General features: G+C 52.0%; 19 protein-coding genes. 13 read left to right on the top strand and 6 right to left on the bottom strand.

Annotated features, from left to right (window positions below; translation table 11 throughout):
• The first annotated feature begins 162 nt into the window (after positions 1-162).
• The 8 genes from ABSG49_RS06050 (at position 163) to ABSG49_RS06015 (ending at position 8,441) form a co-directional block, all read left to right on the top strand.
• Entirely contained in the window at positions 163-1,158 is a 996-nt protein-coding gene (locus ABSG49_RS06050; protein ID WP_424025222.1) for a Gfo/Idh/MocA family protein, read from the top strand.
• A complete protein-coding gene (locus ABSG49_RS06045) occupies positions 1,155-1,868 on the top strand; it encodes an acylneuraminate cytidylyltransferase family protein (protein WP_424025221.1) in 714 nt (237 codons plus the stop codon). Before ABSG49_RS06050 ends, ABSG49_RS06045 begins: the two co-directional genes overlap by 4 nt.
• A gap of 12 nt (positions 1,869-1,880) precedes the next feature.
• On the top strand, positions 1,881-2,684 hold the full coding sequence (locus ABSG49_RS06040) for an SDR family oxidoreductase (protein WP_424025220.1): 804 nt from the start codon (positions 1,881-1,883) through the stop codon (positions 2,682-2,684).
• 130 nt (positions 2,685-2,814) lie between these two features.
• A complete protein-coding gene (gene neuB / locus ABSG49_RS06035; RefSeq protein WP_424025219.1) occupies positions 2,815-3,879 on the top strand; it encodes an N-acetylneuraminate synthase in 1,065 nt (354 codons plus the stop codon).
• A 12-nt stretch (positions 3,880-3,891) separates the two neighbouring features.
• Complete coding sequence (locus ABSG49_RS06030) at positions 3,892-4,569, top strand: class I SAM-dependent methyltransferase (RefSeq protein WP_424025218.1); 678 nt, start codon at positions 3,892-3,894, stop codon at positions 4,567-4,569.
• Positions 4,570-4,583: 14 nt separating this feature from the next.
• Entirely contained in the window at positions 4,584-5,666 is a 1,083-nt protein-coding gene (locus tag ABSG49_RS06025; RefSeq protein ID WP_424025217.1) for an aspartate aminotransferase family protein, read from the top strand.
• Entirely contained in the window at positions 5,663-6,766 is a 1,104-nt protein-coding gene (gene neuC, locus ABSG49_RS06020) for a UDP-N-acetylglucosamine 2-epimerase (RefSeq protein ID WP_424025216.1), read from the top strand. Before ABSG49_RS06025 ends, neuC begins: the two co-directional genes overlap by 4 nt.
• Before the next feature lie 235 nt (positions 6,767-7,001).
• Entirely contained in the window at positions 7,002-8,441 is a 1,440-nt protein-coding gene (locus ABSG49_RS06015; RefSeq protein ID WP_424025215.1) for a B12-binding domain-containing radical SAM protein, read from the top strand.
• A gap of 66 nt (positions 8,442-8,507) precedes the next feature.
• On the opposite strand, the gene ABSG49_RS06010 is transcribed toward ABSG49_RS06015, so the two are convergent.
• A complete protein-coding gene (locus ABSG49_RS06010) occupies positions 8,508-9,626 on the bottom strand; it encodes a lipid II:glycine glycyltransferase FemX (protein ID WP_424025214.1) in 1,119 nt (372 codons plus the stop codon).
• A 318-nt stretch (positions 9,627-9,944) separates the two neighbouring features.
• Between ABSG49_RS06010 and ABSG49_RS06005 the strand changes: the two genes are divergently transcribed.
• Both ABSG49_RS06005 and ABSG49_RS06000 read left to right on the top strand, forming a co-directional pair.
• Positions 9,945-11,045 carry a DegT/DnrJ/EryC1/StrS family aminotransferase gene (locus tag ABSG49_RS06005; protein WP_424025213.1) on the top strand — a complete coding sequence of 367 codons (1,101 nt, stop codon included), beginning with the start codon at positions 9,945-9,947 and terminating at the stop codon, positions 11,043-11,045.
• A gap of 1 nt (position 11,046) precedes the next feature.
• A complete protein-coding gene (locus ABSG49_RS06000; RefSeq protein ID WP_424025212.1) occupies positions 11,047-12,078 on the top strand; it encodes a UDP-N-acetylglucosamine 4,6-dehydratase family protein in 1,032 nt (343 codons plus the stop codon).
• Between the two features lie 51 nt (positions 12,079-12,129).
• Here the strand turns inward: ABSG49_RS06000 and ABSG49_RS05995 are convergent, their stop codons facing one another.
• The gene (locus tag ABSG49_RS05995; RefSeq protein WP_424025211.1) at positions 12,130-13,353 is read right to left on the bottom strand and encodes a hypothetical protein; all 1,224 of its coding nucleotides are present in this window, start codon (positions 13,351-13,353) and stop codon (positions 12,130-12,132) included.
• Between the two features lie 193 nt (positions 13,354-13,546).
• On the opposite strand from ABSG49_RS05995, the gene ABSG49_RS05990 reads away from it, so the two are divergent.
• The gene (locus ABSG49_RS05990; RefSeq protein WP_424025210.1) at positions 13,547-14,668 is read left to right on the top strand and encodes a DegT/DnrJ/EryC1/StrS family aminotransferase; all 1,122 of its coding nucleotides are present in this window, start codon (positions 13,547-13,549) and stop codon (positions 14,666-14,668) included.
• 23 nt (positions 14,669-14,691) lie between these two features.
• A complete protein-coding gene (locus ABSG49_RS05985) occupies positions 14,692-15,510 on the top strand; it encodes a glycosyltransferase family 2 protein (protein ID WP_424025209.1) in 819 nt (272 codons plus the stop codon).
• A 55-nt stretch (positions 15,511-15,565) separates the two neighbouring features.
• Here the strand turns inward: ABSG49_RS05985 and ABSG49_RS05980 are convergent, their stop codons facing one another.
• The 4 genes from ABSG49_RS05980 to ABSG49_RS05965 form a co-directional block, all read right to left on the bottom strand.
• A complete protein-coding gene (locus ABSG49_RS05980; RefSeq protein WP_424025208.1) occupies positions 15,566-16,270 on the bottom strand; it encodes a hypothetical protein in 705 nt (234 codons plus the stop codon).
• A gap of 170 nt (positions 16,271-16,440) precedes the next feature.
• Positions 16,441-17,400 (bottom strand): dTDP-glucose 4,6-dehydratase, encoded by a 960-nt coding sequence (gene rfbB / locus ABSG49_RS05975; protein WP_424025207.1) that lies wholly within the window; start codon positions 17,398-17,400, stop codon positions 16,441-16,443.
• 5 nt (positions 17,401-17,405) lie between these two features.
• Complete coding sequence (locus ABSG49_RS05970) at positions 17,406-17,873, bottom strand: dTDP-4-dehydrorhamnose 3,5-epimerase family protein (RefSeq protein ID WP_424025206.1); 468 nt, start codon at positions 17,871-17,873, stop codon at positions 17,406-17,408.
• A complete protein-coding gene (locus tag ABSG49_RS05965) occupies positions 17,870-18,931 on the bottom strand; it encodes a glucose-1-phosphate thymidylyltransferase (protein ID WP_424025205.1) in 1,062 nt (353 codons plus the stop codon). Before ABSG49_RS05965 ends, ABSG49_RS05970 begins: the two co-directional genes overlap by 4 nt.
• A 189-nt stretch (positions 18,932-19,120) precedes the next feature.
• On the opposite strand from ABSG49_RS05965, the gene ABSG49_RS05960 reads away from it, so the two are divergent.
• Positions 19,121-20,902, top strand: coding sequence for a hypothetical protein (locus ABSG49_RS05960; protein ID WP_424025204.1), 1,782 nt, complete (start codon positions 19,121-19,123; stop codon positions 20,900-20,902).
• The last annotated feature ends 7 nt before the right edge of the window (positions 20,903-20,909 follow it).

The following is a 20,909-nucleotide window of genomic DNA, read 5'->3' as shown; positions in this document are numbered from 1 at the left end:
CGCTATTTGTTATTACTAGTCGACCTGTTGTACCGATTATACCAGGAATCCTGCGATGGCAGGAACATTTCTCCCGGCCCGTTCACATCCGCCAGTAAAAACGCCAGACCAAAATAATTTAACGGCATAACAGCAAATTAACTGAAAAACCGGAGTAAAATCTTGAGATATCTGCTTGTGGGCTTGGGAAGCATCGGGAAAAGACACTTGGCAAATATCAGGAAAACCGATCCACAGGGATCCGTCACGATCTGGCATACCCATACGCAAAAAAGCGGAAGCAGCGACGGGAGCACTGCCGGAGCACGGGTCGTTTATTCATTTGATGAGGCCATACAGCCGAGACCGGACATCGCTCTCATCACGAGCCCTTCCTCAACGCATATCCCGATTGCAAAAAAGTTTGTCTCTGAAAAGATCGATCTCTTTATCGAGAAACCGCTCTCCATTGACCTTGACGGCACAAGCGAACTCCTGGCGCTTGCAACAGCAAATGACGTCAGGATCATCGTGGGATACAATTTCCGGTACCACCGCCCCCTCCAGATCCTGAAGCAGTGCATTGACGAGGGAAAAATCGGGAGAATTATCAGTATTCACGCGGAAGTCGGTCAGTATCTTCCCGAATGGCGCCCGGGAACGGATTACCGCACATCGGTGAGTGCCCGGAGGGCACTGGGCGGCGGTGCAGTGCTGGAACTCAGCCATGAACTTGATTACGTCCGCTGGTTTGCCGGAGAGGTGACAACGGTCACGGCCGTGACGGACCATATCAGCAGTCTTGAGATCGATGTCGAGGACACCGCTGAGATCATCCTCCGGTTCGAAAACGGGGCGATGGGGAGCGTTCACCTGGACATGGTCCAGCGTGTTCCCCACCGGCACTGCCGCGTGATCGGCTCGAAGGGGACCATCACGTGGGACGGCAACACCGATGCGGTGATGCTCTATACGGCAGCCGAAGGGAAATGGACAGCGGTCCACCAAACAGAGAAGCTCGACAGGAACGTGATGTATATCGAAGAACTGCAGCAGGCGGTCCGCTGTGTCCGGGAACGGGGCACTCCGGTTGTCAGCGGCGAAGACGGGAGACGCGTCCTCGAGATCGCCCTTGCCGCGCTGCAGTCGTCCCGTGAACAGAGGTGTATCCAGTTATGAGCACCGATGCCGTAGGATTCGTTTTCGCCCGCGGGGGATCCAAAGGTGTCCCGCGAAAGAACATCCGCATACTTGCAGGAAAACCCCTGATCGCCTGGTCAATCGAGACCGCCAGGAAGAGCAGGTTCATCCGCCGGGTCGTCATCTCAACCGATGATAAAGAGATCGCGGATGTTGCACAGCGGTTCGGGGCGGATGTCCCCTTCATGCGGCCCGCGGAACTCGCCACGGACAAGGCATCCGAATGGCTCGCGTGGCAGCACGCGATCACCGAAGTGCAGAAACATGATACCGGGGCGTTCGATGTCTTTGTCAGCATCCCGGCAACATCCCCCCTGCGATCCACTGCCGATGTTGACGCGTGCATCACACGGCTGCTGGGGACGGATGCGGATATCGTCATCACGGTGAGAAAATCGGACCGCAGCCCCTATTTCAACATGGTGAAGCTGGATGACAAGGGGTACGCGAGCATCGTCATCAGCAACGTTGGCAATGTACCGGTACGGCGCCAGGACGTCCCGCAGGTCTATGACGTCACGACCGTTGCATACGCCGCACGGCCGGACTTCATCCTGCACGCACGCGGGCTCTTCGAGGGGAAGGTCCAGGTCGTGGAGATCCCTCCCGAGCGGGCCCTCGATATCGACACCGAGCTGGACTTCCGGGTAGCGGAATGCCTCATGAAAGAGAGGGAGAAACAGAAATAAGCAGGTGAACCTATGAGAAAGACAAAAGAACTGATGGACTTAAAAGACCGTGTCGCCATTGTCACCGGCGGGGCAGGACACATTGGATCGACAATCTGCGATACCTGTGCCGAACATGGCGCACGCGTCGTGATCATCGATTTCAACAAGGAGGCATGTGACGAGCGGTGCGAAGCGATCTCGCAGGAGTACGGAACGGATGCGTTCCCGATCGTCATGGACCTGACCGATGAGAAGAAGCTGCGGAAAGTCCCGGATAAAGTGTTGAAAAAATTCGGATCGATTGACATCCTCGTGAACAGTGCGATGCTCATCGAGAGGGAGCCCCTGAAAGGGTGGTGCGTGGACTTCGTGGACCAGAACTCCGGCACCTGGCGGCGGGAACTGGAGATCAACCTCACGGTCCCGTTCATTCTGGCGCAGGTCTGCACAAACGCCCTGGTTGAATCGCATCACGGCTCGGTGATTAACATCAGTTCGATCTACGGGATCTGCGGCCCGGACCTACGGCTCTACGAAGGGACGGAGATGGGAAACTCCGCCGCCTATGCCGCAAGCAAGGGAGGGCTCGTCCAGCTTACCCGCTGGATGGCGACCGTCCTTGCACCCCGGGTAAGGGTCAATGCGATCACGCTCGGCGGGGTCGAGCGGGGACAGCCCGAGTCGTTCCATACGAGATACGTATACAAGACCCCCATGCAGCGGATGGCAACGGAAGAGGATGTCAAGGGCGCAGCGCTCTTCCTAGCAAGTGATCTGTCCGCTTACGTGACCGGCCATAACCTCGTCGTGGATGGTGGGTTTTCCACTTGGTAATACCGGCACAGATCCCGGCGGTCTGCGATGGCGGGTACGCAAATCCTTTATTTTATCAGGGAGATAGTGGGTACGAGAATGCGCAATTGCGGTTTATTTATTGAGGTAATCTGAAAAACGGGTGTTTTTTATGTCAGATGTTCACGCATGTAGGGTACAGGTAGGACCGGAAAAACCCTGTTTCATCATTGCTGAAGCCGGGGTAAACCATAACGGGGATATCAGTCTCGCGAAAAAACTCATCGATGTCGCCAGCGAAGCGGGTGCCAGTGCAGTAAAATTCCAGACATTTATTGCGGAAAATGTCGTCACCCGGGTTGCTGAAAAGGCAGCATACCAGAAGGTTACCACTGGGGAAGAGGAATCCCAGTATTCCATGATCAAGAAACTCGAGTTATCATTCGATCAGTTCCGGGAACTGAAAAAATATGCCGAAAAACGCAATATTCTCTTTTTATCCACGCCGGCCGATAACGAGTGTGCGGATTTCCTGGACCGGCTGGGCGTACCGCTCTTCAAGATCTCATCGGGAGAGGTCACCAACTATCCGCTGCTGAAACACCTGGCTGCCAAAAAGAAGCCTGTGATCCTCTCCACCGGGATGTCAACGCTGGGGGAGATCGAAGAGGCCGTGCGGATCCTTGAATCGGGAGGCATAACCAACATCACCATCCTCCACTGCATCACGAACTACCCGTCACGCATAGAAGATGCGAACCTGAGGGTTATGGATACGCTCCGGTCGGCATTCAAATACCCGGTGGGTTTTTCCGATCACACCGAGGGGATCATCACGTCCCTTGCGGCGGTCGCTATGGGTGCATGCGTGGTTGAGAAGCATTTCACGCTCGATAAATCCCTGCCGGGACCGGATCACAGCGCATCGCTCGACCCGGGCGAACTGAAGGAGCTCGTCAAAGGCATACGCCAGATCGAATCGGCCATGGGCACGGGCGAGAGGAGATTGTCACCTGCCGAGGCAGAGATCAAAAAGGTTGCCCGGAGGAGTATTATTGCCGGCAAGGATATCCCAAAAGGCACCATGATTACGGAAGATATGCTGGTGCTAAAGAGACCGGGGACCGGGCTGCACCCGGATTTCCTGCCGCATATTATCGGGTCGAGGAGCAGGGCTGCCGTCAGGAGAGACCAGCTTATCCGGCTGAACGACATTGATTTCAGTGATCACAGGTAAGGGGGATACCGGATGTCATGGAATACAGACTGGGACGACATTTTCGAGAAGAACGAATGGGGGAAATATCCGCCGGAAGATCTGATCCGCTTCGTCGCAAGGAATTATTACAAGGCAAAGGACCGGGGCCAGGTCCGGATCCTTGAGGTAGGGTGCGGGCCGGGTGCAAACGTCTGGTACATGGCGCAGGAAGGCTTTTCCGCTTACGGTATCGACGGGAGCAGGGTTGCAATAGATCGGGCAAAACAGCGTTTTGCAAAAGAGCACCTCACAGGCCATTTTACTGTCGGGGATATCCTGTCCCTTCCCTTTGAGGATAGTTTCTTTGATGCCGTCATCGACATCGAGTGCATCTACACCAACTCCCTTGCGGATACAAGGAAGATCTTCAGCGAGATCATCAGGGTCCTAAAACCTAACGGAAAATTCTATAGCAAGGCCTTCATGGTCGGTACTGCCGGGGAGGGGAAGGGTTCCGAAGGTACCGGCGAGCCGAACACCTACCGGAATATCCGGGACGGCCCCCTGAGTAATTTTGCGGGCACCCAACGGTTTATTTCAAAAGAGGATATCTATCGCCTTTACTCCCCGTTCACCATCGACAGCATCGATTACGTCATCCGGAGCGACAACAACGGGCAGCACGAGATCCGGGAACACCTGATCTGCTGCAGCAAAAAGAGGGGTTAGGCGGGGAGTCCCAAATGGAATTCGGGGGATTTTACGAACTGCCGGAATTCCCGTGCTGCGACAGCACGAGGTCTGCATTTTCCTGGCTCACCTCCGGGGACAAAGGTACTGCGGTTTTTGTCAATGACGGTAGGACCGCGATAAAGGCGGTGCTGGAGAACCTTGAGGAGAAGTACCGCAGGGAGGTCCATGTCCCGTCATACCTCTGTTATGCGGTCCTCCAGCCGTTCGAGGAACTCCTCCTTCCCATCACCCTGTATCCCCATGAACATCCCCTGAAGCCCGTGATACCCGGCACGCTCCGGAAAGCGATCATCCTTATTATCGATTATTTCGGGGCGGAACCGGTCTCCAATGAACAGATTGCGGAGTACCTGGATCAGGACAACATCGTCATCGTCGACAACACGCACTCGCTGTTCAGTCCTGACCGGTTCCGCATACAGCATGAAAATTTCTTCCTGATCGCAAGCCTCCGGAAGATGTTCCCGATTCCTGACGGGGGGATCGTGTATCACCACCGGAGCCAATTTGCGATCCGGTACGTACCTGACGGGAGCCCCCACCCCATGCCGGAGGCGATGATCCTCAAGAGAATGTATCTTGACTGCAAAAAAAAGCGTCCGGACCCGGGGCTGCAGCACATCAAGGACCATTTTCTGCAGATCTACCGCCGCCACGATGATGGAAAAGCCGGGCTGGAGATCCGGATCCGTGACATCCCGTTCATCGCAAAAGAGATGCTGAAACAGATCGACATCTCCCGACTGATCCGGAGACGAGAGGCCAACCTGGATTTCTGTTACCGCCATATGACCCGTCGTGATCTCTTCCTTTTCCCCCGCAATGAGATCCATTCTCCCTTCATGCTCCCTCTCATTTTCAAGGACGAGGCACAGAGAGATGCCGTGCGGCAGGCGCTGATCGAGAAGGAGATCTATCCCCCGGTCCACTGGGACATCGCCCGCGTGATACCGGAGAAGTTCGAGTACGAGCATGACCTCTCCCGGAAAATATTGTCGATACCGGTCGATCAGCGATATGATGAGAAGAATATGTCAACGGTTGTTACCATTCTTAACAAGGTGATCTCATGAAAAAAGTTGTGTACGTGTCAGGAGCCAGGTCGGATTACTCGCTGATGAAACGGACGCTGAAACTGCTCAGCACGAAAGTCGAGCTGACTATTATTGCAACATGCATGCATCTGAGCCCGAAATACGGGAACACCCTCCGTGAAATCGAGAGCGACGGGCATAAAATCCGGAAAGTGGACATGCTGCTCGAGAGCGGCGATCCCGGGTCCATGGCAAAATCCTTCGGGCTCGGTGCGTACGGGATCACCCAAGTCCTCGAAGAGATCGGGCCGGACCTGATGCTTCTGGAGGGTGACCGGGGCGAGAGCCTGGCTGCGGCTGTTGCAGGAGGGTACCTGAACATACCGATCATGCACCATGGCGGCGGGGACACCAGCGGATCGGTCGATAACAAGATCCGGGATGCGATCACCGCTTTTTCCCTATACCACCTGGTCGGCAACGAGCGGAGTTATGAGAAACTGATCCGTTCGGGAATCCCCCCGGACCGGGTGTATTGCGTGGGAGAGCCGGGACTCGATGATATCTTCCTGAAAGCGTATACCCCCCGGGATGAGATTATCCAGAAGTACGGGATTCGCAAGGGTGAGCCGCTGATCCTGCTGGTCCAGCACCCCAACACGGAAGAGTACGACGAGACCGAACAACAGATTAACGCAACGCTGGCCGCAATTGCCGGATCCAGAATCCAGACCATTGCCGTTTTTTCCAATGCCGATGCCGGCGGTAAGATCATCAATGCCAGGCTGGGTGAGATGAGTGAAAAAAATCCATCATTCACCGTATTCCCGAATATCCCGAGAGCCGATTTTCTCGGGCTGATGAATGTATGCGACTGCATGCTCGGGAATTCCAGTTCAGGACTGGTCGAACTTGCCTCGTTTTCGAAACCATTCGTCTGCATTGGCACCCGGCAACATGACAGGCTTCTTCCGGCACATGTAATTGAGGTGCCGTACGACCAGAAGGCAATCGGGACGGCAATAAAAAAGGCTGTATCCGATAAAAAATACCTGCAGTCCCTTAAAAATCTGAGCAACCCGTACGCGAAAGGAAATGCCTCGGAGAACATCGTGGATATTATCATGAAACATGCATAGGTGCTCACGTCAGGTAGTGGAATGTTTTTATCGGTAAAGGGGAAACATAAGAGTAACAATAATATCCCGGTTGTCACATCAACAGATGTCTAAAAAAACGTGTGAAAATACCGTGTTTTGATATGCGGCATTTTTCATGACTTATGTGAACAGGACAATCGTGAATCCTAAAACAACCCCTGAAAATTTTACCGGGATCGTTTCATTATCATAAAAAGATTGGCGGGGCAGTAGTATGGCAAGGATTGCATTCATCCAGGAAGAGGAGAGAACCAGGTTCGGGATAATGATCTTATCCGCTGTACTGAAGAGCGCCGGTCACCAGTGCGAAGTGTTCATCGACGAGAAGTCCGAGGACATTGTCAACGAGGTACTCCAGTACCGGCCGGATCTCATCTCACTTTCGACCATGACTCCCGGGATCACGTTTGCCCTCGACATGGCAAGGAAATTCCGCGGCAGGTCTGATGCATTGATCGTCATGGGGGGTCCGCACCCGACATTTTACCCGGAAGTGATTGAAGAAGACTGCCTGGATGTCATCTGCATTGGCGAAGGTGAAGATGCATTACGGGACCTGGCAGACGCCCTCGATGCAAAAACGGATTTTACCGGGATACAGAATCTCTGGGTGAAAAAAGGCGGGAATATTTATAAAAATGAAGTGCGGGATCTGGTTGATGTCAACAAGCTCCCCCCGTACGACCGGGATCTGTACTATGCGAAATTTCCGGAACTGCGGGATGCCCTGACGAAACAGATCTTTATCACGCGGGGATGCCCGTTCAGCTGCACGTATTGCTTCAATCACAGTATGAAGAAGATCTACAAGGATAAAGGACCGTTCGTGCGGTACCAGTCCGTGGGAAAAGCGATCGCGGAGATCAAGGACCTGAATGACCGGTACGGGATGACATGGCTCCAGATCATCGGGGATACGATCAACACTGACAAAAAATGGTTCATTGAGTTCCTGACAGAATACAAAAAAACCTTTACCATGCCCTTCCTGCTGAACGTGCGGGTGGACCTCGTTGACGAAGAGATGGTCCGGCTGATGAAGGAGGCCGGGTGCGAACGGGTCGATTACGCCATAGAGAACGGAGACGAATGGATCCGCAGGAACATCCTGAAACGGATGATGAGCAACGAGGTGATTATCAGGAACGGGAAACTGTTCAATAAATACCACATACGCGTCCACACCTCCAATATCATCGGGGTCCCCCACGAGACCATTGAAACCGTATTCAGTACGATTGAAGTGAACCGCCAGGTACAGCCGGAGCACGCCAACTGTTTCATCCTGCAGCCGTATCCCAAGACCGAGATCAACGAGTATGCCCTGAAGAACGGTTTCCTGGACGAACATTATGATTACTCAAAATCTGTCATGGGTTTCCAGGTCGACTTTGCCGGCAGCACAGACTTTATCCCCCTGAAAATGGAGCACCAGCGGGAGATGGTGAACCTTCTCTACTTCTTTAACTGCCTTATCCACTATCCATGGACCGACTCCGTTGTGAGACAACTGGTTAAACTCCCGCCGAACCGGTTCTTCAAGGCCGTCTATATTTACCCGACGATCCGACAGGACATCAAATATACCAACTCATGGAGAAGGAAGTGCAAATCGGCAGGACGACTCTTCCAGCTCCTTATCCTGGGAAGATGAGATCCCCCGGACTTTTTTTCGTGAGCCTGACAACCCGGCGTGACCTTGCGGGGATTGCAAAAAAAATTATCGCCGGTAGTAAGGGAAATACTCAGTCGCAACGGGTGTTATTCCGTTCTTCCGGTCGTATGCATCCCGTGCCAGTGAAAGCATGTCATAGGCCGACTGGTCGTGGATCGTTTTGTATACATAAAAGTCTGCAGTGGTTTTGGAAAAGGTTGATTTAAACCGGAATATACCGTCATCCGGGCTGTGACCGCCCTGCAATGAAAAGATCTTGTACCCGGCCTGTTTTGCCCAGAGGATTTTTTTATGGACGATCAGGTTGTTCGGAACCAGTTTTGAAAAATCGGTATTAAAAGCCCGCAGATAATCGTGGGAATAATTTCCCTTGCCTATGAGGATCGACCCGGAAATAATTTCCCCTTGGTATTTCGCAAGGAACAGCTGGGCGCCGTCACCCAGGTTTTTGAAGAGGTTGCTGATAAATTCCAAGGAGAAGAAATAGGCATTGTCCGCCCCGAGCCGGATCATGGCCCTGGTGTAGAGCTTGTGGAAAGCCGTGATATCGGCAGGTGTTTTCGAGACTTCGACCTCGACACCGTTCCGGACTGCCCGGTTGATCGATTTCCTGTTCTCCTGCTTGTAATTCTCCCAGATCACCGCCTCATCGGGGGTCAGGTCGACATAGACGATCTGGTTCACGAAATCCGTCTTGGCATACAGGGAAACGAGGGCCTGGTTTTTCAGCAGCGGGTGCAGCCGGGTGAACTCGGACACGATCGCATGTTCCCTGCAGTATTCATTCATTGCGGCAAAAAATCCTTTAACCAGGGACTCTTTTTTGGTTTCATCGGACATGTGCAGGAGGGGCCCGCCGTAATACCACGGGGACACCGCATCGGAATAGTTTCCTGCATCGCCATCTTCGCGCCCGGAATCAAACCAAGGGAAGGAATTGAGGGATTTCAGGAGAATCGGATGGACGATATAATTATCTTCATCGCCATAACAGATCAGCCGTGGATCCTGGCCGAACCGTCCGGAGATGCTGGGGTTCGTCCCGTCGAACAGCGAGAGGTATTGAGGATAAAAATAGATATCACCTTCGATGGTATGTAACAAGTCAGTCCACCGATCGGCATCCCTGCCGGTGGCAGTTAAAACTGAAAGATTGAAGTCCATGGATTATGTCCTTTGCAGTGTAATATTGGCATCCGGATTAAATAATGACGATGGGCCCGGCATCCCGGGAAACGGGATAAATTGCTGAACGGCACGGTTCCTGCGCCCGTTTTGCCGGGCATCGTTTTTCCCGTAAAAAAAAGTTCTGGTTTTTTAAGGTAAGGATACCGGAATCCCGGATCTGACAAAAACGAATTCCTCGGGAGTAATTCCCCGCTAAATTCATTATTAACAACAAGTATTTCTCTCGTCAGGGAGAAAAACTACAAGAAACTGGTACGATACGTGGCACCTATGTGGAACATACCTCTCTTCAAAATGTTCTGGGATCAGGACGATATCGATACGGTCAATGCGGCGCTGAGCTCGGGCATGAACTGGGCTGTCGGGGCGAATGTGGCGGAGTTCGAGAATAAACTCGCAGAATATACCGGGACAAAATACTGCCTCACGTTCAACTCCGGGACCTCGGCGCTCCATGCGGGTCTTATCGCACACGGTATCGGCAGCGGTGACGAGGTGATCGTGCCCTCTTTCACCTTCATCGCAACGGCGAATGCACCGAAGTTTGTCAATGCAAAACCGGTCTTCGCCGATATCGAAGAGAAGACCCTTGGCCTGGACCCGAAGAGTGTGATCAAACAGATCACCAAAAAGACGAAAGCGATTATTCCGGTCCATTACGGAGGCTGCCCCTGCAGGATCAGGGAACTGAGGGAAATTGCCGATGACCACGGTCTGATTCTCATGGAGGATGCGGCGGAGGCATTCGGTGCAACCGTAAACGGAAAGATGGTCGGATCCTACGGTGATTCCGCCATGCTCAGTTTCTGCCAGAACAAGGTGATTACTACCGGAGAGGGAGGCGCACTCATCACCGACTCACGCGATGTATATGAAAAAGCCAAGCTCGTGCGTTCCCATGGCCGGCTGGAGACCGCGGACTACTTTTCCACGCACGAGACGATGGATTACGTCACGCTGGGATACAATTTCAGGCTCTCGAATATTTCAGCATCCCTGGGGCTCGCCCAGATAAGGAAGGTGGACCCGATGATCGCGATGAGGACGCAGATTGCAGAGAGGTACACCTCGCTGCTCCGGAAGGAAGTGCCCGCCGCCAAACCCATGAGCGTCCCGGAAGCGTACAAACACGTGTTTCAGTTATACTCGGTCCGGGTTCCCAGGAGGGATCAGCTGATGCAGTACCTGACAGGAAAGGGTATCATGACCAAGATCTATTTCGCACCGGTGCATCTCACCCATTACTATCGCAAGGAACTCGGATACCGGGTATCGCTGCCGGTCACGGAACGCGTTGCCAGCGATATTGTCAGCCTGCCCATTTACCCGGGCATGCCAGCTGATGATATCGAAGGAGTTGTCCGGGCGATGTCGGATTATTACAGGATGAACTGATATGGATCTGAAGAGTTATTACCACAAAAAGACGGTCCTTGTTACGGGCGGCGTGGGATCGATCGGAAGTTTTCTTGTCCGGGAACTTCTTAGATATGCACCTAACAGCGTCCGGATCTTCGATAATAACGAGAGCGGTCTTTTCGATCTCGAGCAGGATCTCTCTTCCGATAAGATCCGCTCATTTATCGGGGATATACGGGATAAGGAGCGACTTACGATGGCGATGGAAGGCGTGGATATCGTCTTCCATGCAGCAGCGCTCAAACATGTCCCGCTCTGTGAGTACAGCCCATTCGATGCGGTAAAGACCAATGTTCTCGGGACACAGAACGTGCTGGATGCGGCTTTTGTCCAGGGAGTTCAGAAAGTAGTCACCATAAGCACGGACAAGGCAGTAAATCCCGCAAATGTCATGGGTGCCACAAAACTCCTTGCAGAGCGGCTTACCATCTCTGCAAACAGTTACCGGGGGCATAAGAAGACCGCCTTTTCCTGTGTACGTTTCGGGAATGTCCTGAATTCACGCGGGTCCGTTATTCCGCTCTTTGCAAAACAGATCAAAAAGAAGGGCCCGGTTACCGTTACGCATCCGGATATGAGACGCTTTTTTATGGATATACCGTCAGCAACGCACCTGATCCTGACCGCAGGGATGCTTTCATGCGGGAATGAAATTTTCATCCTGAAGATGCCGGCGATGAAGATCATGGATCTTGCGGAAGTCATGCGGGATGAACTCGCACCCCGGTTCGGATTCGACCCGGAGACCATCCCGATTACAGTCATCGGTTTGAGAGGGGGAGAAAAGATCGATGAAGTACTGATGACCCTGGACGAGACAACCTGTGCGTTTGAGAATAAGGAGATGTACATTGTCCTGCCCAAGAACCTCCCGTACACGGAGTATTCACCGTCGGACACCGTGCCGCCGGGCTTCCACACGGCAAAGGTGAAATCATACTCATCGGAAGATGCACCGATGATCACAAAAGAAGATATCCGTACTCTCCTGGGCGATCTTGACCTGTAAGCATGGCAGGATGCCGGGATAAAACGACCTTTTTACGCTATCGGGTACGACTCAGGAACGTTGTATCCCCTTCAGATAATCTGCCACGAGCTGCCAGAGATAATCGTCACGGGATCTAGCGGTCTTGATATAATTTTCTTTGAAACACTGGTATTTTGCAGGGTCCACAGAATAGACAGCAGACGGATCCAGCACCACCGGTTCGGCCACATTCAGCAGTTCTTTTCCCAGTTCATCCGCTACTGAATCGATATACGGCTTCACATTTGAATTATTCAGCTCGTTTGTTGTAATGAAGAGGACGGGTTTATTGAAGAGGACTGCAAAATTCGTGGCAGTACTGGCATGCACGATCACAAGATCCGACTGTTGGATCAGCCCCGCGGTATCACCCGGTAGTACTTCCCGTCCCTCAAAAAAAACAGAGTACCGGGCAATATCCGGCACCCTGGGATGAGCAGCAATCACAACCCGGCACTTCAGCTGCTCTTCAAGACGCGTGAAGAACCGGCATAATGACGGGTAGTATCGGTCAGGGTCACATACCTGGGTATCGTTATTGTAGGATACATCCTGGAACGGGAGATACTGATCGATGAATACAGCAAATGGACGGTCTGGCTTCTCCATGTTGTCCTTTTTATTGAGGAAGATATCATAATCGAACGCATGCCCCCAGAAAAGCCGGGTTTTACCATCTATGGGAAACGGGATACCTTTTTCACACTCCTTCCCGCCAAGCAGGCAAAGATTGGCTGCCTTTACACCCAGCACCCTGTACCACCGGAGAATAAAGTTATCCAGAGCTGATTCGACGAACCGTAACTTTGGATAGAGAAAAAATTTCTTTAAAAAATCCTTGAACGATACCAGTGATTTTTCACGGATACTCCGGCATGCGGAAGTCGGAACGACATTGAGAAACAGCACTATATAATACAGAGATCTTTTCGAAATGGCCCGGTACAGGCCGTATGAACGATTGGTGAGGGTGAACAGCAGGACGATTGCCGACCCGCTGGGGTCGAGCCGGTCCAGAGACCGGAATAACTTGTTCTTATCAGAGAAGACCCGGGGCGGGATCATCGGCGCCGGAAGAGGGTGATCGGTATAGGGTACGCGGGGATGTACTACCTGGGTGACATCCCATATTTCAACGGAGAGACCATTTTTTTTTAGCAGCTCGATACCCAGTCGCTGGTAATCCCATGCAGAAAACGGGGTATCCTTTATCAAGACCACGCTTCGCAGGGAGTGGTGCGCTGTTTCACCCATAATCACTAACGTATGTGCCTGTCAGGATATAAATTCACGACAACTGGCAGGTTTTCGTGAAGGATCATCACCCTGGTACCTGAATCCGGGAAAGCTGGCGATCCATACGTGAGCTAATTACCGGGAACGGGATTTTTCGAAAAATTCTATTTTTAAAGGCTATATCTAAATTAAAGGAAGTTGAATAAATGGTATGGATCTCATCCCAGTTTCCCGTCCCTCACTCGGAGAAGAGGAACTCGCATCAGTAAAATCAGTCTTTGAATCCGGCTGGCTGGGGCTCGGAGCGCAAGTATTTGAATTCGAGCAGGATCTCCAGAAATTTCTCGGCGCAAAACATGTTGTCTGTACCAACACGGGCACCACGGCCCTTCACCTTTCCCTCGATGCACTTGGTATCGGAAAAGGCGATGAGATTGTTGTTCCGTCATTCACCTACGTAGCCACAATCCAGGCCATCACCGCGACAGGAGCAACACCGGTGTTCTGTGATATTCATGCAGATAACCTGAATATCGATACGGCAGATATGAAACGAAAAATAACCGAAAAGACCAAAGCCATTCTTCCGGTTCATTATCGGGGATTTCCCTGTGAAATGGATGAGATCAGCAAATGTGCGCAGGAACGGGACCTTTTTGTCATCGAAGATGCGGCACACGCCTTTGGCTCGTCCTACAAAGGAAAGAAGATTGGATCGTTTGGTGATATCGCCTGCTTCAGTTTTGATCCGATAAAGAATATCACCTGCGGCGAAGGGGGCGCCGTGGTTTTCCAGGATGATTCTCTCCTTGAAAAAGTTCAGCAGAAACGGATCCTCGGCATCGATAAGGACACATGGAGCAGGTACCGCAACGAGCGGAGCTGGTTCTACGATGTGGTAACCCAGGGCTACCGGTACCATATGAGCAACATCAGTGCAGCAGTCGGATTAGTCCAGCTGAAAAAGTATGACCGGATGAACCGGAGAAAGATCGAGGTCGCAAAGCGATACGATGCCGCGTTTAAAGGGGTGAACGGTATTACCCTCCTGCGGAACGACGGGTACAAAGATATCGGTCTTTTTGTCTATATTCTCAAGATCAAGGCGCGAAGGAATGAACTCATGGATACGCTCTCAAAGAAGGGCGTTGGAAGCGGCATCCATTACATCCCCAGCCATATCTTTTCTTTTTACAAGAAAGAAAGGGTCCATCTCCCCGTGACTGAACAGATATACGATGAGATTCTCACCCTCCCGTTATTCCCGGACATCACGGATACCCAAGTGGAACGGGTCATCGATGCGGTCGCTTCGGGAATGGCCGGAAAATAACCGGAGATCTTCTTTTCCTGACCATGGACACCATACAGCAAAAAAACCCGGTCGTGAGCGTGATTATCCCGGTATACAACGGGGAGCGCTATCTCGCAGAGACCATCGAATCGGTCATTGCCCAGACAGAACCTGACTGGGAACTCATTGCCGTGAACGACGGGTCTCCCGACAACAGCCAGGCAGTGCTCACCGGGTACGCAGAAAAGATGCCGGACAAGATCAGGGTAATCACGGTGGAGAACGGGGGTGTCAGCAGGGCACGGAACACCGGGGTTGCCACCGCCCGGGGCACCTATGTAGCATTTCTCGACCAGGACGATCTCTGGGCGCCCGCCAAGCTCCGGCGCCAGCTGGAGATGTTCTCCCGGGATAAGGACCTGGGGATCGCATTCACCAACGAGGCGGTGATCGATGGGAACGGAAAGGTACTGCAGGGGAATGTCCTGAAACTGGGGAGTGAACACCGGGGACGGGTGTTCGAAACCCTGGTATTTGATAACTTTATCCCGATCTCATCAGTAATGCTCAGGAAGGAACTGTTCGACAGGACCGGCGGGTTCAGCCCGGCATATGCCCTTGCGGAAGATCTGGATTTCCTGCTGAGGGCAGCCCGGGATGTCCGCGTCGATTATATTGATGAGCCATTGCTCCTTTACCGCGTGCACGGCGGGAGCGGGACCCGCACAAGAATCGACCGGATAAACGCAGAGGCACGGTCCATCATCGCGCAGTGGAAACGGGAAAACCCAGGAGTTTTCCGGAGACACTACGGTAAATACCTGCTTTTCCAGCTGAAACTGGCCGTGCTGAAGATCAAAGTGTCTGCCGGCCTGGCCTGACCCGGCGGATAATCGCGTGCCTGTTCCTTCCCTTCAGGGAACCGGGATGGGGTAATCACCGGTTTTCGAGGACTGCCACGTAATTATAATCTCCAATAGTGGTCTCTTCCCGGAGGGTCCAGCCGGCTCTTTGATAGAGCGCCCGGAAATCGTTTCGGGTCCTCTGGAACCCGTGGAACTTCCCCCGGTCTTTGCCAGTAAGGGAGCATTTTATTTCGCCAAGGATCACGCGGGGGAGCATAGAGTATGGTACCAGCGTGGGCGTCAGGTCGATCACCATGCGGACATTGTTGTTTTTCAGCTGGCTCAGGAGGCGGATGTGCTCTTCGTCATCCATGACGTAGGAGGATCCCATGAAGACGGCAATGTCAAACGTGGTGCCTGCAGCATCACAGATGGTTTTGACATCGTCGCGGAAAAAATCGAATTGCACCGCAATGAGGTCAGGGAAGAACTGCCGTGCAGTATCGATAAGATAACTGTTAAAATCGGCTGCTGCAACAACGGAGCCTTCCGGCAGGGCCTGCAGGAGGAGTTCCTCGATCACGCACATTCCTGCACCGAGGGAGAGGATCTTCCGTGCATCATGCCGGTAGGCAAACCGGATCAGGTACGCAAGGGTCACCAGTTTCGAAGAATTGGTCGAGAGAAACAGGCGCACGAGTGCTTCACGGGAGGTGGCCTGGCCGGAATATACCTGCCGGACCATCGTGGCGTGCTCGTCCGCCGTAAAACGCCGGGACTTGTCGGTTGCTTCCAATATCTCGGGATTTTGACTTTTCGTGAATATCCTGAATTTCAAACACTCACATCCGGGACCGCTGGATGGCCAGATTCGACAGTCCTATATATGTCCCTGAACGCTTAAAATGCCGGCACATAACGGCGGCGGTGACGCGCCCGTCAGCCAAAAAAGGGATTACCCTGCCGTCAGGAACGGCCGGCAAGCACCAGGGGTTTCCACCACCATGAATTCTTAACATACCACTCAACCGTCCTCGCCATAGCCTCATCGAAGGGATGTGACGGGCTCCAGCCGAGACTCCGGATCTTTTCAGATGAAATGGAATAGCGGAAATCATGCCCTGCACGATCCTGGATGAAAGTGATCAGATCCTCGGATTTGTGGAGCACGGAAAGAATGATCTTTGCGATCTCGAGATTTGTCCGTTCATTGCCAGCCCCGAGATTGTATATCTCTCCCGGGATTCCCCGCGAATATGCCGCATCGATTCCCGTGCAGTTGTCCCCGACATACAGCCAGTCCCGCACATTCAGCCCGGTCCCATAGATGGGCAGGGGCTGGTCCGAGAGCGCTTTCAGAATCAGCACGGGGATCAGTTTTTCAGGATACTGGTAAGGGCCAAAATTATTGGAACTGCGGGTAGTGATCACGGGAAGGTCATATGTCCTGAAATAGGAATGTGCCAGGTGCTCGGCGGCAGCTTTACTCGCCGAATAGGGGGATGATGGATCAAGGATATCCGTCTCGTGAAACGATCCGCTCCGGATGCTTCCATACACCTCATCCGTACTGATCTGGATGTAGCGCGAAATATCGTGTTCCCTTGCATAATTCAGGAGTGCACAGGTTCCAAGGACATCCGTCTTTACAAACAGATCCGGTCCCGTGATTGACCGGTCAACATGGGTTTCTGCAGCAAAATTGAAGATGACGTCACATGCCCCGGCCTTCTTTATATCGCCCTCTCGGCAGATGTCTCCCTTGATAAAGGTGATTTTTTTCCTGACATCGGCCAGGTTCTCCTGCCGTCCCGCATAGGTGAGTTTGTCCAGGACAACGATTTCCGTATCCGGGTATTTTTCAACGAGGTACCTGACGAAATTGGAGCCAATGAAACCCGCTCCACCGGTAACAAGAAATCGCATGATGGTTATCCGTGTTTTTTGCCGGGGGTCAGTATCCAGTCATAGGGGATATCAGGTGAATCCGGGGGGAGCCGGTACTCGTCCGGGTGCTGGTAATCATAGGGTTCCGTGGGGATGCTGATGATCAGCGATTCTTCCGCAGAGATGCACTTCCATCCATGGTAGACACCGGGAGGAATCGAGAGGAGGAGAGGATTATGCTCCCCCATAAAAAATTCTGTCAGTTCCCGCTGGGTCGGGGAGTCCGGACGTGCATCGTACAGCACTGCCTTGATCATTCCTTTAAGGCAGCAGATCATATCGGTCTGTTTTTTATGAAAATGCCATGCCTTCACCACGCCGGGATAATTCGTAGTGAGATACACCTGCCCGAACTTCTGGAAGACCGGCTCATCGCACCGCATGATCTCCATCAGGCGTCCCCGCTCGTCTGAAATATTCTTCAGGGTCTTAATTTTCACTCCGTCAATCATAACATTACCTGCGAGCTGTCCCCAAGAACGAATGTTTTTCTCTCATGCGAAGCATCATCCTTTTTCAGGATCACATTTTTACCGATAAGGCTGTCTGTGATCTGATGAATCCGGTCAATACGGGCCCCCTCCATGACGATGGAATTGCTGATGGAGGTGGAGTGGATTTCAGATGAATCCCCGATGCTGGTGTACGGCCCGATAGTACTTGCAGACACGATACAATCATTCCCGATAATGGCCGGGCCGTTAATGGCACTTCCCTCGCGGATTACCGAGTTCTTCCCGATCTTTACCTTCCCGGTTATTGTCGCGGACTGGACCGATCCGTTATTTTCATTCTCGATGGTATCAAGGATGAGCCGGTTTGCATCCAGGATATCCTCGGTCTTCCCGGTGTCTTTCCACCATCCCTGGACCATGCCGTACCTGACATTGCAGCCATTCTCGATCAGCCAGTGCAGTGCATCGGTGATCTCGAGTTCTCCCCGCCAGGAGGGTTTGATATGATCGATTGCCTCAAAGATCCGGGGCGTCAGGCCGTATATACCCACAATGGAGAGGTTGCTTTGGGGATTTTTTGGTTTCTCTACCAGTTTTACAATAATCTTTTTCTGTTCGTCGACAAGGGCCACACCGTACTGGCGGGGGTCTTCCACCTCGGTCAGCAGGAGACTGGCATCAACCTTTGAATCCGAGAAGTCCCTGATAAAATCCGCGCTTCCCCCTTTGAGGAGATTGTCGCCAAGGTACATGATGAAATTGTCATCGCCAACAAAATCACGGGAAATTTTTACTGCATGGGCAAGTCCCCGGGGTGCGTCCTGAAAAATAAATGAGATCCGTGCATCCCATTCCACGGCCCGGACCGTCTCCATGACCTGCTCTTTGTTCGGACCCACAATTATTGCGATATCATGAATTCCTGCATTGATAAGATCCTCGATGCAGTAAAACAGGATGGGTTTATTTGCAACCGGGATGAGCTGCTTCTGCTGCGAATAGGTGATCGGACGAAGACGGGTGCCGTGACCACCGGATAGAATCAAGCCTTTCATCAAAAATAATATGTGAGTGTGTGGGTATAAATATACGTAAAACGGGGTCCCAGAAGATTTTTGCGAACTATTATTTCACGTCACTACCACTTTATACCAGGATACCGTGGAGCTGAAGAGAACTTGGAAAATTGTCAGCTGATCATTGCAATCTCACCGGACACTATTCCAGATCGATGGTTTCATCCTGTGGACCGCCCGGTACGCTGGGTATATTTTGGAAAGAACGTTCTCACCGGGATCAGACTGCACAAAAACCTTGACAGCAATTTTTCGGAACAGGATATTTCCCGGCCCCTTGAAGAGGTTGCAGATAAGATCCGGTCAGAACATGTCACATGGATTGATACGATAAACCAGAAATACGGGGACGATATCGGGTGGTGGTTCGGGAACGTCTCATCGCGAAACATCTACTCAAGCGACCTGTTCCAGTATTGTTGTTATCTGGTGATCCTGGAGCAGCTATGGGAAAGCCCGCACGCAAAACCCTCACTCATCATCGTCGATTCCCCGGGTCTTGCTTCAGCAATTTACCAGTGGGCGCAGAAAAAGAAGATTCAGGTTTCGGTCAGGGGATGGTATAAACAATATACCAAAAAAATGGCCGGCACCGCCAGATTCGGTATGAGATGGCTGGACTTCATCGTCACAACATCTATGCGCAAACTCGCCTCGGTCACTATCAGAACAAAGGATATAACGAAAAAACCCCAGGATTGCGACATGGTGATGATCAGCACCTTTGTGCATGATTCAAGTTTATCGGAAGAGGGGGATTTTAAGGATCGGTATTTTCCCGGCCTCTATGAATATCTCGGAAAAAATAATAAAACGATACTGGTACACCCGGTTTTTCATGGAGTTGGGTATAATTTTTTCCCGGTATTCAAGCGGATTTCCCGGAGTACCACGGATTTTATTATCCAGGAAAAATATCTTAACACCCAGGATTACCTTCGCACTTGGCTCTATCCCATCCACCAGCTGACACAAAAAATCAGAGCCCCCGTTTTTCACGGATTTGATCTGAACACGATTATCCGGGAAGACCAGATAAACGGTGACCTCCAGAACACTCTTCAGGCATTATTGACATTTTATCTCGTGCATAGGCTGAAAAACAGGGGTCTGGGAGTGCACTCGCTTATCGACTGGTATGAGAATCAGGTACTGGACAGGGCAATTGTTGCTGGAATGCGGAATGCTTATCCGGAAACGAAAACAATCGGTGCACAGATATTCCTGCATTACCCCAACTCCCTGAGCTTATTTCCCTCTCGTTCAGAAGTCGAAGCCGGAATAGTGCCTGATGTCCTTCTTGCAACGAGCCGGTACCAGTGCGGACTATCCCGGACGTTTGCTCCCTCTCTTCACTGTGTACCTGCAGCTGCACTCCGGTATACCCATGTGTTTGGCGATGAACATCCTCATGAATGCGGGAAAGCCACTCCTCAGAAACGCGTGCTTGTGCTCACCTCCGGCATTTGGGATGAAACCCTGGAACTCCTGATACTGACGCTGGATATCACGAAACGGCTCGGAAAAGACGTAGGGATTCACGTTCAACTCCACCCGGACATCAGGATTGAAGAGATTCTGAAAATGATACCGGAAATCCGGACGGACAGCCGCATCGAGATCGTCCAGGGATCACTGGCTGACGAAATCCGAGAGGCCTCAGTTGTCCTATCCAAGAGTTCGGGATCCATTGTGGAAGCCATTGCAAAAGGGACGCCGACCATATTTGTTGCGAACCGGAACAAACTGAATCTGAATCCTATGGCCGGCATCGTCACGCCACTGCTTACTGAATGCTATTCCGTCAATGAAGTTGTCGATGCAGCACAGAAATATCTCGATGCCCCGGATACGGACCGGCAGAAATACCGCGATCTGGGCAGGTCAATCCGCGACCTGTTTTTCTTACCGGTGAATGAAGACACACTTTCTCCCTTTTTGATACCCTAAAAACATT

This window comes from Methanoregula sp. (genome assembly GCF_049510175.1).
Lineage (GTDB): Archaea > Halobacteriota > Methanomicrobia > Methanomicrobiales > Methanospirillaceae > Methanoregula.
This window is presented reverse-complemented; position numbering and strand designations above follow the sequence as displayed.

Bases quoted from the DNA above. Each gene is read 5' to 3' on its own strand.
- ABSG49_RS06045 (WP_424025221.1), top strand. From the start codon at position 1,155: ATGAGCACCGATGCCGTAGGATTCGTTTTCGCCCGCGGGGGATCCAAA.
- ABSG49_RS06040 (WP_424025220.1), top strand. From the start codon at position 1,881: ATGAGAAAGACAAAAGAACTGATGGACTTAAAAGACCGTGTCGCCATT.
- neuB (WP_424025219.1), top strand. From the start codon at position 2,815: ATGTCAGATGTTCACGCATGTAGGGTACAGGTAGGACCGGAAAAACCC.
- ABSG49_RS06030 (WP_424025218.1), top strand. From the start codon at position 3,892: ATGTCATGGAATACAGACTGGGACGACATTTTCGAGAAGAACGAATGG.
- ABSG49_RS06025 (WP_424025217.1), top strand. From the start codon at position 4,584: ATGGAATTCGGGGGATTTTACGAACTGCCGGAATTCCCGTGCTGCGAC.
- neuC (WP_424025216.1), top strand. From the start codon at position 5,663: ATGAAAAAAGTTGTGTACGTGTCAGGAGCCAGGTCGGATTACTCGCTG.
- ABSG49_RS06015 (WP_424025215.1), top strand. From the start codon at position 7,002: ATGGCAAGGATTGCATTCATCCAGGAAGAGGAGAGAACCAGGTTCGGG.
- ABSG49_RS06010 (WP_424025214.1), bottom strand. From the start codon at position 9,626: ATGGACTTCAATCTTTCAGTTTTAACTGCCACCGGCAGGGATGCCGAT.
- ABSG49_RS06005 (WP_424025213.1), top strand. From the start codon at position 9,945: ATGTTCTGGGATCAGGACGATATCGATACGGTCAATGCGGCGCTGAGC.
- ABSG49_RS06000 (WP_424025212.1), top strand. From the start codon at position 11,047: ATGGATCTGAAGAGTTATTACCACAAAAAGACGGTCCTTGTTACGGGC.
- ABSG49_RS05995 (WP_424025211.1), bottom strand. From the start codon at position 13,353: ATGGGTGAAACAGCGCACCACTCCCTGCGAAGCGTGGTCTTGATAAAG.
- ABSG49_RS05990 (WP_424025210.1), top strand. From the start codon at position 13,547: ATGGATCTCATCCCAGTTTCCCGTCCCTCACTCGGAGAAGAGGAACTC.
- ABSG49_RS05985 (WP_424025209.1), top strand. From the start codon at position 14,692: ATGGACACCATACAGCAAAAAAACCCGGTCGTGAGCGTGATTATCCCG.
- rfbB (WP_424025207.1), bottom strand. From the start codon at position 17,400: ATGCGATTTCTTGTTACCGGTGGAGCGGGTTTCATTGGCTCCAATTTC.
- ABSG49_RS05970 (WP_424025206.1), bottom strand. From the start codon at position 17,873: ATGATTGACGGAGTGAAAATTAAGACCCTGAAGAATATTTCAGACGAG.
- ABSG49_RS05965 (WP_424025205.1), bottom strand. From the start codon at position 18,931: ATGAAAGGCTTGATTCTATCCGGTGGTCACGGCACCCGTCTTCGTCCG.